The 13,803-nt window shown below is 69.4% G+C and carries 11 protein-coding genes; 7 read left to right on the forward strand and 4 right to left on the reverse strand.

From position 1 onward, the window contains the following. Positions 1–438: 438 nt before the first annotated feature. Genes ACMXN5_RS04150 through ACMXN5_RS04165 form a run of 4 tightly spaced genes read left to right on the forward strand, consistent with a single transcriptional unit; the run spans position 439 to position 6,927 of the window. Positions 439–1,029: a DUF6875 domain-containing protein gene (locus ACMXN5_RS04150; protein ID WP_439674041.1), complete on the forward strand. Its 591-nt coding sequence runs from the start codon at positions 439–441 to the stop codon at positions 1,027–1,029. After that, a complete protein-coding gene (locus tag ACMXN5_RS04155; RefSeq protein ID WP_439674042.1) occupies positions 1,029–2,132 on the forward strand; it encodes a methyltransferase in 1,104 nt (367 codons plus the stop codon). The genes ACMXN5_RS04150 and ACMXN5_RS04155 overlap by 1 nt, the downstream gene beginning before the upstream one ends. Continuing rightward, positions 2,120–3,598, forward strand: a complete 1,479-nt coding sequence (locus ACMXN5_RS04160) for a flavin monoamine oxidase family protein (RefSeq protein WP_439674043.1) — start codon at positions 2,120–2,122, stop codon at positions 3,596–3,598. Before ACMXN5_RS04155 ends, ACMXN5_RS04160 begins: the two co-directional genes overlap by 13 nt. An 11-nt stretch (positions 3,599–3,609) precedes the next feature. Then, positions 3,610–6,927 carry a ferritin-like domain-containing protein gene (locus ACMXN5_RS04165; RefSeq protein ID WP_439674044.1) on the forward strand — a complete coding sequence of 1,106 codons (3,318 nt, stop codon included), beginning with the start codon at positions 3,610–3,612 and terminating at the stop codon, positions 6,925–6,927. Positions 6,928–6,970: 43 nt separating this feature from the next. Here ACMXN5_RS04165 and ACMXN5_RS04170 read toward each other — a convergent pair whose 3' ends face one another. From ACMXN5_RS04170 to ACMXN5_RS04185, 4 genes are all read right to left on the reverse strand, one after another. Continuing rightward, the gene (locus tag ACMXN5_RS04170) at positions 6,971–7,627 is read right to left on the reverse strand and encodes a class I SAM-dependent methyltransferase (RefSeq protein WP_439674045.1); all 657 of its coding nucleotides are present in this window, start codon (positions 7,625–7,627) and stop codon (positions 6,971–6,973) included. A 176-nt stretch (positions 7,628–7,803) separates the two neighbouring features. After that, positions 7,804–8,634: a class I SAM-dependent methyltransferase gene (locus tag ACMXN5_RS04175; protein WP_439674046.1), complete on the reverse strand. Its 831-nt coding sequence runs from the start codon at positions 8,632–8,634 to the stop codon at positions 7,804–7,806. Between the two features lie 217 nt (positions 8,635–8,851). Then, positions 8,852–9,031 carry a hypothetical protein gene (locus tag ACMXN5_RS04180; protein ID WP_439674047.1) on the reverse strand — a complete coding sequence of 60 codons (180 nt, stop codon included), beginning with the start codon at positions 9,029–9,031 and terminating at the stop codon, positions 8,852–8,854. After that, complete coding sequence (locus ACMXN5_RS04185; RefSeq protein WP_439674048.1) at positions 9,028–9,690, reverse strand: hypothetical protein; 663 nt, start codon at positions 9,688–9,690, stop codon at positions 9,028–9,030. The genes ACMXN5_RS04180 and ACMXN5_RS04185 overlap by 4 nt, the downstream gene beginning before the upstream one ends. Before the next feature lie 136 nt (positions 9,691–9,826). On the opposite strand from ACMXN5_RS04185, the gene ACMXN5_RS04190 reads away from it, so the two are divergent. The 3 genes from ACMXN5_RS04190 (at position 9,827) to ACMXN5_RS04200 (ending at position 13,723) form a co-directional block, all read left to right on the forward strand. Next, positions 9,827–10,717 carry a NaeI family type II restriction endonuclease gene (locus ACMXN5_RS04190; protein WP_439674049.1) on the forward strand — a complete coding sequence of 297 codons (891 nt, stop codon included), beginning with the start codon at positions 9,827–9,829 and terminating at the stop codon, positions 10,715–10,717. Positions 10,718–12,967: 2,250 nt separating this feature from the next. After that, on the forward strand, positions 12,968–13,318 hold the full coding sequence (locus tag ACMXN5_RS04195) for a MerR family transcriptional regulator (RefSeq protein ID WP_439674050.1): 351 nt from the start codon (positions 12,968–12,970) through the stop codon (positions 13,316–13,318). A 174-nt stretch (positions 13,319–13,492) separates the two neighbouring features. After that, complete coding sequence (locus ACMXN5_RS04200; protein ID WP_439674051.1) at positions 13,493–13,723, forward strand: hypothetical protein; 231 nt, start codon at positions 13,493–13,495, stop codon at positions 13,721–13,723. The last annotated feature ends 80 nt before the right edge of the window (positions 13,724–13,803 follow it).

A 13,803-nucleotide genomic window follows, 5' to 3' on the forward strand; every position in this document is an offset into this window, starting at 1 on the left:
GAGCCGAGCCGACCCATCAAGCCTCGTCGGTTTGTGCTGACTTGAGGGCATTCAAAGCAGAATCGTACACCTACAGTGAGCATGATATCGCTCATTCATGATTATCCCGATTCACTCCACACGTTCCGCTACTGTGTAGTTGCTCGGCGTGGTGGCGCGACCGGGACGCGACGCGTCCGCGCCCGGTCCTCAGCCCCTTCGGCACCTCGCGAAGGAGGCGGCGTCTCGGCCGTGCGGCCCTCATGCCCGAACCACGAGTGCAACCCCTGCCGGCAGCACGGTCCCACGACGGATCGGCCGTCGTACCCGACGTACCCGAGGAGCCAAATGCCCACCAGTACAAAGCCGTTCGACGGGCCGTCGGTCGGGCGGTATCGCAGTGGCACCGTCGTGTTCCCCGCACACGGATACGACGAACGTGTCGACACGGACCTTCGTGTGCTGGTCGACTGGCTACAGGACGACGTCGGCCGGCCCCATCCGGACCTCAAACGCCCGGGCCCGCTGTGCCCGTTCGTGCCGGCCGCTCTGAACGCCGGCACCCTCCGCTTCGAGTTCCGCTACCAAATCACCGGGGATGATCCGGGCGAACTTCGCGGCGTGCTCGCGGACCGGCTGCGACGCTTTCCTCCGCCTGCCGCAGGCGCGCAAAGAACGTCGCTCGAATGTCTCGTCGTGGCCCTGCCCGATCTCGCCGTGGAGAACTGGTCCGCGCTGGACAAGGCGCACGCCGACCTCAAGGACCTGGCCGTGGATCACGGTCTGATGATCGGCCAGTTCCATCCGGACTGCGACGAACGCTCGGTGCGCAACCACGTGTTGCGTGCGTCCCGGTCCCCCATCCCGTTGCTCGCCGCACGGCACATGGCGTCCCACGACATCCTCTTTCTGCACGACTGCCCGCGCTGGTTCGATGCCTACCACAAGCAGTTCTCGGCACAGTTCGTGGACGGACGAGTCAATGACCCTTTGATGCTCGGCCTCTTCGCGGCCGCCAAGCGCCGGTACCGGCAGCGAGAGGCGCCCTGATGCGCCCCGACGATGTCGAGAGCGCGGTGGCCGTGCGGGCTCTGCTGTACGGCCACCTGGTCTCGCGGGCCCTGTGCAGTGTCACCGGGCTGGGCATTCCCGACCTGATGACGTCCGGCCCGCGGCCGGTCGCCGAACTCGCGGAACTCACCGGTGCCCATGAGCCGAGCCTGCGGCAGGTGATGATCGCGCTGACCGCCTTCGACGTTTTCGAGGAACTCCCCGACGGCCGCTTCGGACTCGCCCGCCTCGGTGCGGCCCTGAGTACCGACGCGCCCGGAAGCGCCCGGGCGAGCGCGCTGATGGCGGACAAGGTGACCGGCCGCGCCTGGCACGGAATCCCGCACACCGTACGCACCGGAATCCCCGCCTTCGAGAGCCGGTTCGGGGCCGAGTTCTTCGACTACCTGGAGAAGCAGCCCGGTCTGCGGGAACTGTTCGACCGTTCCCAAAGTGCCGACCTCGATTTGGAGATCGACGCCATCGAGCGCGCCCACGACTTCTCCGAGACGGGAATCCTGGTCGACGTCGGGGGCGGGAACGGCGAACTGATGGCCCGTCTGCTGAGCGTTCATCCGCAACTCCGCGGCGTGCTCGTCGACCGTCCGGCCGCCGTCACCGAGGCCCGGACGCGGCTGGACCGGGCGGGGTTGGCCGAACGCACCGACGTCCGGGCAGGCGACTTCTTCGCCGCCGTCCCCTCGGGCGGCGATGTGTACTTGCTGCGGGAAATCCTGCACGACTGGGACGACGATCAGTGCGTCACCCTGCTGCGCGCCTGTCGTCGGGCCATGTCCTCGCACAGCCGCCTCGTCCTGATCGAACTCGCCAGGGACGGCGGCGCCGCGGATGCGGACGCGAAGATGGCCGCGCTCATGTCGCTGTACATGTTGTCCGTACTCCCGGGAAGGGAACGCACCACGGACGAGTTCGAAGCGCTCCTCTCGGCTGCCGAACTGCGCCTCGACGCCGTCCACCACCTGACGGGTCAGAAAGTCCTCATCGAGGCGTCCCCGGCCCGCTCCACCACCGTCGGCCCGCCGGTCGACCGGAAGCTGATGATCCCGAAGGACGTTGCGGAGCAGCCGTCGTGCACGCGTTGACCCGGATGCGGTCCACGGCAGCGGACACGACGGCGGCGGCGCACGGGAGCAGTCGCATCGCGGTCGTCGGCGCGGGGATCGCCGGCCTGGTGGCGGCCTACGAACTGGAGGCGCTGGGACACCCCGTGACGGTTCTGGAAGGCAGCGAGCGCATCGGCGGTCGGATCTACACGCACAGGTTCGGTACCGAGGCGGACGCTCCGCACGTCGAACTCGGCGCCATGCGCATCCCGTCCACCCACGAACTGACCATGCGCTATGTGGACAAGCTCGGTTTACGGTCCGCGCTGCGCCCGTTCCGCACCATGTTGAGCGACGAGAACAACTACCTGATCACCGGGCGTGGGTTCGTGCAGGTGAAGCATGCTTCGGCTGCCCTCATGGCGGATCTGCGCCGCGACGTACCCACGACGTCCTGCAAGCCGGCCGCCATGCTGTTCGGGGCCTGGCTGGCGGCAGTCATCCGGGCGATCGGTCCGGCCAGGCTGCGCGACAACCTGGCGTCCGAACTGACCACGCTCCTCGGCCTCGCCGACCACCTCGACCTGTCGCCCCATATCCACGGCGCGCAAGCCGACCGGATCGACCTCGGGGCCGTCTTCCGCACACACCCCGAGCTGCGCACGGGATGCAGCCCATGGCTGCACGGATTCCTCGACGACCTCCTGCTGGAGACCGGCCCCGGGCTGATGTACTTGGCCGGCGGCATGAGCCGACTCACCGACCGGCTCGTCGACCGCATCCGAGGGCCCGTCCTGCGGGGGCGCGAAGTGGTCGCTCTGCACGCACGCGACGACCACGTCCGTCTCGGGCTGCGGCACGGTCGGCTCGACCTGATGCAACGGTATCCGGCGGCACTGTGCACGCTGCCGTTCTCCGTGCTGCGCGACCTGCCTGTGACCGGCCTGGACCGCGACAAGCGGAACGTGATCGACAGCGTCACCTACGAGTCGGCGACGAAGATCGCGCTGCACTGCCGGGAGGCGTTCTGGGAACGGAGCGGAATCCGCGGCGGAGCATCGGCGACGGGCGGGCGTACCCGGCAGACGTACTACCCACCCCGGGAAGGCGATCCGGCCAAGGGAGCGGCCCTGCTGGCCTCGTACGCGATCGCCGAGGACGGCAACCTTCTCGGCCACTTCCCTCCGGAGGCGCGGCATGGCGCCGTCATCGACGAACTGGCCGTTCTGCACCCTGAGTTGAAGGAATCCGATGCCGTGCTCGGCGCGGCCGGCATTGCCTGGGGCACCCACCGGTGGAGCAAGGGGTGCACCTCGCATCACTGGGGTTGGGGCGATGACGCCGACCGCCGCGCCCGGGAGATGCGGCGGGCCGCGCGTCGTCAGGGGCGGCTGTTCTTCGCCGGAGAGCACTGCTCGTCCACTCCGGCCTGGATCAACGGCGCCATCGAGTCCGCGCTCGGCGCGGTGACCGCCATCGACGCAGCGCTGCGGGAGTCCCCCTGAGCATCTTCGATGTGCCTCGTCTGCATTTCGCCGGCACCGCGGTCACCCGCCTTCCCACCGGGCCGCGCAGCGGGCTGTACGACCTCTCCCGCAACCGCGCCGTGACCTCCCAAGGGGTGCCGTTCCCGCTGGACCGTCCGCCCCGGGAGTACCACGACCACCTCGACGGACTCGGCCGGCGCTACGAACCGGACGGCCGGATCACCGCGGACGGACGGTTCGGCACGGTCAAGGGGTGGAACTTCGGCGCCAACGGCCACTTCTGGGTGGACGCCCGGGTCAGCGGCTGGGAACGCGCGCCGGGTGACGTGGACACCTCCGACCCGGTGGTCGGCCGACACGTCGACATGTGGGGCCATTACAACGACTACCTGGCGACCACGTTCAACCGCGCCCGCGTCTTCGACGTCGATCCGGCGTCCAACTGGACCACGACGGTGATGGTCGGCCGGTTCGGCTTCGGCCGACAGGGCCGCTCGCACGAGGTCGGCTACATGGCCATGGGCGCGGTGACCGGCTTGCAACCCCCGCGCTGGCAGAACTCGCACCACATCCTCGACGTCGGCGACCACCCGCTGGCCGACCGGTTCCGCCGCTCGGTGGTCCACCAGTTCGCCGTCGACGGCGCCCTCGGCCTGGACTGGTTTCCGGAGGCGGAGGGCTCCGAGGCCGCACGGCTGCTCCGGACGCGCGTCACGGACGGGGGCGCGGCGGGTCTCGTCGTACGGTTCGCGCTCACCAACATGGCCACCCCGACGGTCCACGACGCGCCGGACGTGTGGCAGGTGCGCGGCAGCATCGCACCGTGGCATCGCGAGGAGGAACGGACCTGCCCGGCCGGGCGGTTCCTCAGCGCCCGCCGTCCGCGCCGGAGCGGCGCAGCGCCCCTGCTCCACAACGCCGCGGTGCGAGTGACCGCGGAATACACCACCTTCGACCTCGTCACGGCCATTCCCGTCACCGCCCGGAATACCCGCCCGGGGCCCGGACCCCTCCACGAACTCGGTCCGCGCCTCGATGTCGGGGACCTGCAACTGCGCACGCGCGACTCGGGGCGGCTGGTGGCCACCGTGCCGCGCGACGCCTATCTCGCGGACGCCGACCGCACCGGCGGCCTCGTCACGGTTCCCACGCACCACGATCCGAGCGCCCGCCCGGTGGGGGACGCCGGTCCCGACGAGCCGCTGGTCCTGGTGGGCGCGCCGCCTGGACACGAGCCCGCGGTGCTGCTGACCGAGGAGGAGACCGTGGTGCGGATCGACGATTCCGCCCTGTTCGTGGAACCGCCGGATCGAGGTTCCCGCGACGACGGTGCCGCCGAGGTGGACGTCCGCACCTACCACCTCGGGCGCCCGGCGCCGGCGAGCGTGCGTGTGAGACAGTTCTTCAACCCACGCGCCCTGCCCGGCGATCCCTGGGCCGGCAGCGGCGAACGCCGGTGCGGCGACGTGCGGATCGTGGACGTCCGTCCCGGCGGGACCCGGGCCGGCGACGACAAGTGGGACGAGTCCTGCACGCTGGAGACCGATGCCGAAGGACGCGGACGGCTCGCCCTGCGGTGGGCGTCGGCGGGCAGCACCCGGCTGCTCGTGCTGCCGACCGGGGACGAGCCGCCCTGCGAACCCGCCGAGGCCGGGTCCGCCGCCCGCGCGTACGACAACGACGATCGCCTGGGGTATTGGCCGGCCGTGTGCGCCGTGGACGTTCGTGTGCTCCCCGACACCCGGCACCTCGACGACATCCCTCGGGACCGGGTCACGCCCCAGGTGCTCTACCGGGAGGTGTTCGCACCCTACGAACACCTGTACTCGTTCATGGGCGACGAGGTCTTCAGCCTGTCCGACGCATGTCGAGTGGCCTCGCACGCACGGCTCATCTGGCTGATGTGCGACCCCCGCCACAGGGACAAGACGTTCTACATGCCCCCCACCCGCGACATGACCGGACCGCAGGCGCGGCTCCTGCTGGCCCACCTGCGACAGGAGGAGGCGAGCCGGCGGCCACCGCCTCGACTGGTTCCCCGCCGGGCTCGCAGCGGCGCCATCACCACGCGAGCCGGACTCCACGAGGCGCTCCGAGAGGCCGCGGCGGTCGAACTCGCCGTCATGATGCAGTACTTGTACGCCGCCTGGTCCATCCCCCTGCACGGCGCGGGTCGGGAGCTGGTGCGGCGCGGGGAATGGACCGACGAGCAACTCCGCCTCGCGTGCGGGAAGGGCGCGGAGACCCTCGACAACGGCGTGCGAGGCGGTTTGATGAACGTCGCCCGGGAGGAGATGATGCACTTCCTGGTGATCAACAACATCATCACCGCCATGGGCCTGGCCTTCCACTTGCCGCGGATCGACTTCGGGACCGTCAACAGCCGGCTGCGCCTACCCCTGGACCTGTGCCTGGAAGGGTTCGGACTGGGCAGCGTGCAGCGGTTCATCGCCCTCGAACGGCCGCACGGCTCCGGCCGGGACCTCGCGGAGGACCGGCTGCCGCATCGCGACGAAGGACCGTCGTACTCCTACGAGTCGCTCAGCGATCTGTACGAGGCGATCCGCGAGGGCATCAAGACCGTGCCGGACCTCTTCCTCGTCGAACGGGGACGCGGCGGCGGCGAACACCACCTGTTCATGCGCGCGTCGGTCAACGCGGCCCACCCCGACTACCAGTTGGAGGTCGACGATGTCGCGAGCGCGCTGTTCGCCCTCGACTTCGTCACCGAACACGGCGAGGGCAACGTCCTCGACGGCGTCCGGCACGACGAGGAGTCACACTTCGCGACCTTCACCCGGATCTCGGACCTGCTCATGGCAGAGCACCAAAAACCCGGCCACCCGCACGACGGCGGCCGACGGCGACCACCCTGGAGCCCCGCCTACCCGGTGCTCCGCAACCCCTCGCTGCACGCCGGGAACCCGGCACGACAGCAGGTGACCGCCCCGGAGGCGCGCGCCGCACTGGTGGTGTTCAACCGCTGCTACTTCCTGATGAACCAGCTCATGCTTCAGCACTTCAGCGGTACGCCGGACGCCGGCCTGCGCCGCTCGCCGCTCATGAACGCGGCGATCGACGTCATGGCGGGGATGATGAGGCCACTCGCCGAGCACTTGGTGACGCTTCCATCCGGCCGACCGGGGCGTACCGCGGGCCCTTCCTTCGAACTGGAGGCGCAGCCGGAGTTCATCGCCAGGCCGGATGTGGCGCTGCGGTCGATCAGCCGTACATTCGCCCATCTCGCCGACGCGGCGGCCCGGTTGCCCGGCCTTCCCGCACGGGTTCCGGAACTCATGTGCTCCTACGCCGACTACTTCCATGCGCCCGACCCGGCCGACCGGTGAGATCCACCCCTCGGTGCCGGCCGGGTCGACAAGCGCAGGAGGCTCAGCGGCGAACCGCGTGTAGGTACCAGGCCGGCCCGTTGACCCTGCCCTTGTTGTCGACGGGTGCCCGATCCCTGTCGATCGTCGCGCCCAACTGCCTGAACCGGTCGATCTGCTGATCGGTGAGGGAGTCCCGGACAAGGCCCGTGGACAGGGTCGTGGGACGGATCTCCCTGATGTCCCACAAGACGCCGACGGTGGTGCGCAAATTGGATTCGCTCACTCCCATGGGATGCCGGGCGGCGGGGGACGACCCCTCTGCCCAGCACACCAGATGCAGGTGTGCCTCCGGCTCGGTGACCCGGTGCAGCTCCGCGACGTACCGGTGTCTGTCGTCGTCGCCGAGGCAGTGGTACAGCGCGCTGTCCAGCACGGTGGCGAAGCGCCGCCCCTCCAGTCCGGTGAGGCTGGTGGCGTCGGCTTGTACGAAGTCGACCCGGACCCCGGCGGCGACGGCGCGTTTGCGGGCACTCTCGAGTGCGGTGGGCGAACAGTCGATCCCCGTCACCCGGAGGCCGCGACCCGCAAGCATGATCGCGTTGTCCCCCAGCCCGCAGCCGGCATCCAGAACCTCGTCCCGGAACTCGGCCTCCCGAACCAACTCGACGACCGTCGGCTGCGGTTCGCCCAGGTCCCAAGGGATGACGGGGAAGGCCACCTCCCCATCCGGCGCGAGCGGCCCACCTCGGTAGACGGCGTCGAAATCGATCGTTTCCTTGTCAAGGACTGGAGTCGGCTCTTCTGGCACCGCGATCCCCTTTCGTTCTTTACTACTCACCGGCCGCGCAGCATTCCCGATCCGATGCGATGCGATGCGATCCGGGGCTGCTCGGGTCAGGACGACCCGAACCGCAGCAGGACGATCGGCGGGCGCATCCGACGCACCAGCGGCAACCGGCCCGCGCGCGGCACGACATGCCGAAACACGAAACCGCGCCCGGGTGGCATCGGCAGGTCACGAACCTCGCTGATACCGGGGTGCGCCGTGCGCAACTTCTCGTGCTCGCCCGAGTCCATCGCCCAGTACATGGGCGGCTTCAAGCGGCTGCCCGGAGCGCGCTGTCCGGACCTGGCGCGATCCCGGACCCAACGAGGCACGGCATCGAAGACCATGCTTCCTCCGGGAAAGCGCGCCGCACAGGCCGCCAGCAACTCCCGTACCTCGGCAGGCCGCAGGTACATCAGCAACGCCTGCGCGGTGATCATCACCTCGGAGGAGCCGGCTGCTTCGTCCAGCCAACGAGGGTCCCGGACGTCGCAGACCACGGTGCGCTGCCGCTCGGCGGACGGGAGGAACTTGTCGCGCAGGGCCGTCGGCTCCGCGAGGTCGACAGTGATCCAGCGCATATGGCCGTTGTCCACCCGCCAGAACTGCGTTTCCAAACCCTCGCCGAGCGCGACCACAGTGCCGTTCGGATGCCGGTCCAGGAACTCCCGCACGGCCGCGTCGTAGCAACGAGCGCGCAGCGCCACGGTCTGTGCAAGCCAGGGCGAGGCCACCCCGAACCGCTCCTGCCAGGGATAGTCGATGGAGCGCACCAACTCGACCGCGAGCGGATCCGCCAGGACGGCGTCCGCGCGCTGGGCCTCGGTGGCACGGTGATAGAGGGCCCACAGGGCGGTCTCCGGAATCTCGGTCAGCTGTGCGGTGAAGCGATCCGTCATGCCGATTCCACCCTCGTCCGCGTCACAGCCCGTACGGCAACTGTCACACACAGTACCAAGGTGGTGATCCCTCGTGACACACGATCGCCCTGTACGCCTGGCCGCCGCCGACCGGGGAGCGGGACGGCGACGTGGCCGCCGCGATCGGCGTACAGGTGTCGGGGCCTGCCGCGCGAGCGGGCCCGGGTGGTGGTCCGGGCCCGCTTGGTGGCGGTGATCAGGGCTTGGCCGGGGACCCGCCGTTGGACGACGGCGCGTCGGCCTTGCCGCCCTGGTTCAGCATGCCGCCGAGGGCGCTCAGGTTGCCGCCGCCTCCGGTGACGAGTGGCGCCGCCTCGGCGGCGGCGTCGAGGGCGATCTGGGCCATCTTCTGCAGGTGTTCGGTGGCGGTCTTCAATGCCTCCTGGGCAAGGTGAGCTCCTGCAGCGGGATGAACAGACAACGTTCCAGCTTCGTCGGCTTGGTCGTCACGTTGTAGACCTGAACGACCTCGTAGTACTGCACCGACATCGCGTGCATGTGGTTGTAGTTGGTGACGACCCGGGTGACGACCTGGTCCTTCTCCGTCTGCGTCGTCTCGCGCACGACCGTCATGTTCCGGCTGCGGGCCGCGGTCGCCAGTTGCTGGGTCCGCGCGCTGATGCGCTGCGTCGCGTCGGTCGCCACCGACTTCACACCGGTGGAGCGCGACACCGCCGTCGCGAAGCCCGTGTTCGACGACTTACCCCAGTTGCCGCCACCGCCCATCCCGAAGAGCGAAACTCCGATGCTGCCGCCGGAGCCGGAGGAATTGCCGTGCTGGAACGCCTGGGACGAGCCGTGCTGCTCCTCGATGGCGATCGCGTTCGCGACCTCGCTGATCGAGCGGTTCTGGTCGGTGGTGCCGGCGAGGGCCTCGTTCTCGGCGGCCGTCTCGGTGCCGGTGGCCTTGGTGCTGCGCTGCCAGTCCACGACCGCGACCTTGGTGCTCTCGCCGGGCGCGAGCGCGAGGCTGTGCAGCAGCCGGCCGAGCGTGACGCCCTGGGCCGACCAGCTCTGCTCCGTGGTGACGACCATGCCCTCGGCCGGGCGATCGTAGAACGGCAGGTTCTCCTCGCCGAGGTCGATGGCACCGGTCAGCTTGCGCCCCGGTTTGGCTGAGACGAACCACCGGCGAATCGCTCGCGGCGACGGACACTCGCATGGATGCGCCTTGACGCACCCGGAACCGGTGGACCCGGTTCACTCGGTGGCGGCCTGGTTCCGGCAGCACGACCCCAAGCTCACCCGCTTCGGCGAAGCCCTTCGTCAGTCCTTGGACGAGGTGCTCGACGGCCAACGCACCGGCCGCTACGAGGTGAACACGCTGGAAGAGCCCGAGAAGACCTACCTCGCCGCCAAGGTCGGCATCATCTGCCGCGTCGCATACGGCTTCTCCGCAGGGACCCTCCACTACGTCGTCGACGGGCACCACGTCCATCCGCGCTTCTCGTTCACCGGCGCCTGGACCCTCCCCCAGGAAGCCATGGGCCATGTGGGCCTCCTGCTCACCGCCGACGACGAGCACTCACGATTCTCCGTCGGCCTTCTGCACGTCACCGAGCACGCGGTCCTGCCAGGGCCACCAGAGCGCAAGTACCGCCTGTCCCCCGCCGGCCGCCGCTCAATCCACTGGCTCATACGCTCCGGTGACCTCCCGGAGAACTTCCTCCTGCACCTGCCGGCCCACACCCGCGACCTGATCCTGGCCGATCACCTCTCCGGCCAAAAACGCGTCAACGAACTCTTCCGGCACGTGCGCGACCGCATCATCCCCCGCGAACCGATGGCCACCGTCGCCCACCAAACCGACCCGGCCAAACGTGTCCGCGACGCACGCCGACACCTCCGCAACGACGGCATCATCATCCTGGGCCACCAGAAGAAGCATCCCGACATCGCCCGCGAGCTCCAACTCCCGGTGCCCGCAAAGGGATCCTGGATCTCGACGTGTGTCGTACCGGCACACCCCGACGACACCCGCCCGGTCATCACGATCGGGGACACCGCCTACGCACGCGCTCGACCAACCGATGCCCCCCAACCAGCGCCGACGAACTACTGACTCGATCGTCTCGGTCAACACGACCACTTCCGGCGCCGATCTCGTCTTCACTCGGTCCCCGCGCACACGAGATTGGAGCCACTGTCACCGAGCCTTGAGGAATCACCCCGATCGGGCCTCGTCGGGCCTCGACCCTACGCGGCCTGGCTGCGTGGAACCCTCGTACGTAGCGCGGGATCGCCAGTCGCAGCCCATCTCCACCGGCCGGGCCGGCCGGCTCCACGAAGCTGTCCGGTACCGCACGCGGACGGCCGGGCGTCCGGTATGACAACGGACGCCCGGGAGGGGCAGGTCGAGCCGATCCCGGTCCATCACAGGACGGACCTGGTTGAACCAAGGTGGCTTTGGGGCGTTTCACGCCGAGGGGCGAGAGGGGGATGGACGGAGGCCCGGGTTGCCTTGGGCGCTCTGGCGTGGAGCAGATTGCCTGTTCTTGGGGCAGCGCAAAATCTATCGTGTCTGGAGTAGACATCACGTGATGGCGTGGCTATGGTTTCTCTCGTAGCCCAGAGAGACCGAAGGGCCCGGAGGGAACGAACTGCCGGGCAGTAGTACAGGTTTTCGCAGTGTGCAGGACGGTTCGGCGGTGGAGTTCCGAAGCCACGGTTTGTGAATGACAGGGCGACGGGACTGACGGCCGGACCGGGTGGCCCGCAGTATCAGGGGCCGCCGCAGGCAGTGCAGTGGTCAACGCAGTGGCAGTACCGGTAAGTGCAAGTCGCAGCATCCGGCAGTGGAGGTTGAGCAGTACCTCGGTGAAGGCGTCGGCTGCGGGCGCGCGCACCGGGAGGTTCGGCAGTGGGGTTCCAAGCCAAGGCAGGACGCAGGACGGGCGACGGGGCTGGCTGTCGAAGGGTGGCGCTGCGAGAGGCCACCGAAGGTTCGCATCACCGGTAGTACGCAGTAGAGCAGGTCAAGCAGTCGATATTCGAGGGAAGAACGGAGGAGCCGAGCACCATCGGGATCGCCCGGGCGGAAGTCTTGGGCCCGGGTACCGCAGGACATCGATAGTGAGGTGGTCTCCGGTCGAGCAACCGCGATCCCCGCGCCCCCGACGGCAGTTCGGTCGGGCCCGCGGAAACATGAAGCCGGCGCAGTATCACGGCCGGCAGGTGGTGTAGCAGTTCCTTCGGGGCCCTGGTGCCGTACGGCACCGGGGCCCCTCTATGCGTTCCCGAAGAGAAAAGATGAGCAAGCCGTGGGGTGTGGCGTCCCCGGGCGCTCTCTTCCTGGGTGTTGGGGCCGCGTTCCTCCCTGCGAAGTCGACTCCCGGGGGCCGGACGACGGCCCCGACGGTCCCTGGCCTCGCCGCCGTTGCCACGCGAAACCTGCGGGACCTCCCGGACGGGCGCGCGGGCGCCCGGCCCGCGACCACGTCGCCGATCCGCGGCGCCTCGCGGTCCGGATCACGCGCTCCCCCGGCCCTGGGCATTCGCGCGCGGGCGTACCGCCACCGGACGTCGGGCGACGACGGCCCCGCCGCCCCGATCGCCGACGTCACGTGCCCGCCCCCGGGCGGCCGACCCGAGGCGGCAGGCGTACACGTCGAGCGCATCGGCCGGAGCAGCCGGCGGCCTTTCCAGCGCGAAGGGAACGACGAGTCGCCCGCCGACGGGATTACCGGACCGGCAGGAGAGCAACCGTGAGCGAGGGTTTCCGTGAGCGAGGGGTTTCCACATCCGATGGTGCCGGAAAATCTGTCGTGCATGGAGTAGACATCGGAGGAGTCGATGGCTATGTTTTCTGTCGTAACCAAGCGAATCAGTGAGGCGCGACGGAGACGAACCGGCGCGCGTTGTTGAGGGTTCGACAGCAGAGTCCCGGGGCCGTTCGTTGTTCGACAGGGGTTCCGGAGACTGGCTGTCGGGCCGAGGAGAAACCGAAGGCGGCCCACGGGGTCGCCGCGCAGGACAGGCGGTACCCGGCAGTACCCGGCAACAGGCGGCAATACGTTGCACAACGCAGGACAGGAGAGGAAGGAGCGAACGCCATCCGGATCGCCCGCTCGGCACGGTGAGACTTCGGCCGAGTGGGATCCGTGGAGACGCCGATACGAAAGGTCGTCCGCGGTCACGCAATTGCGATCCCCGCACCCCCACCCGTTGGGAAGCGTGCGGAACGGATAGGCCGGCACCTCGGTGTCGGTGGATGGTGTGGATTTCTTTCGGGGCCCTGGTGCCGTACGGCACCAGGGCCCCTCGACGCGTTTCCCGAACAGCTCCCACGGACGTGAACTCCAGAGAGGCGCCGATGGCACCCGAACCCGGCTCGACCCCGACCAGCACCGACAGGCTCGACGACGACGACTACCCCGCCTACACCATGGGCCGCGCGGCCGAACTGATCGGCGCCTCGCAGGGCTTCCTGCGCGCGATCGGCGACTACGGTCTGATCACCCCCCTGCGCTCCGAGGGCGGCCACCGCCGCTACTCCCGCTACCAACTGCGCATCGCCCAACGCGCCCGCGAACTCGTCGACCAGGGCACCGCCATCGACGCCGCCTGCCGCATCGTCATCCTCGAGGACCAACTCGAGGAGGCCCTGCGCCTGAACGCCGAACTGCGCGACGCCAACGAGACCCGGCCGCCCGAGAGCCCCTGACCCCCTGAGGACGCCCGGCGCGGATCGACGCCGCCACCGAAACCGCCGGGCTCGATTCCCCCGAGGACCCCGGAGTCCTCGTCACGAGCGGCAACCCCCCACCCGGATCGCGGCGGAGCCCGCGACCGGGACCCCACCGGGGCCGAGGGCCCATTCGACGACAGGAGGCAGGCGATGAAACGAGACCCGGGGGACATGGCCGCCCTGGCGAAGCGGCTGGCCACGGCGGCGGAGCAGCTTCTCCTGGCCGTCAAGGGCATGGACGACCTCGGCTGGTCGACCGACTCGTACAGCAGATCGCACCTGCGCAACATCGCGGACTGCCTGGCCGGCACCGCCACGCGCATCACCGCCCTCCACGGCGCTCCCGGAACCCGCGACGACGCGACCGGACACACACGCTGACGGACCCGACGACACCCGCGCGGCAGGCCGCGTACCCGAGGCCGAGATCGGTCGACCCCAAGACGGCGGGGCCGTCGAGG

The organism is Embleya australiensis, from assembly GCF_051903075.1.
Lineage (GTDB): Bacteria > Actinomycetota > Actinomycetes > Streptomycetales > Streptomycetaceae > Embleya.

What these genes read in the sequence shown, in the direction of transcription:
- ACMXN5_RS04185 (WP_439674048.1), bottom strand. Translation starts at nt 9,690, where the DNA reads ATGGTCGTCACCACGGAGCAGAGCTGGTCGGCCCAGGGCGTCACGCTC.
- ACMXN5_RS04155 (WP_439674042.1), top strand. Translation starts at nt 1,029, where the DNA reads ATGCGCCCCGACGATGTCGAGAGCGCGGTGGCCGTGCGGGCTCTGCTG.
- ACMXN5_RS04200 (WP_439674051.1), top strand. Translation starts at nt 13,493, where the DNA reads ATGAAACGAGACCCGGGGGACATGGCCGCCCTGGCGAAGCGGCTGGCC.
- ACMXN5_RS04195 (WP_439674050.1), top strand. Translation starts at nt 12,968, where the DNA reads ATGGCACCCGAACCCGGCTCGACCCCGACCAGCACCGACAGGCTCGAC.
- ACMXN5_RS04175 (WP_439674046.1), bottom strand. Translation starts at nt 8,634, where the DNA reads ATGACGGATCGCTTCACCGCACAGCTGACCGAGATTCCGGAGACCGCC.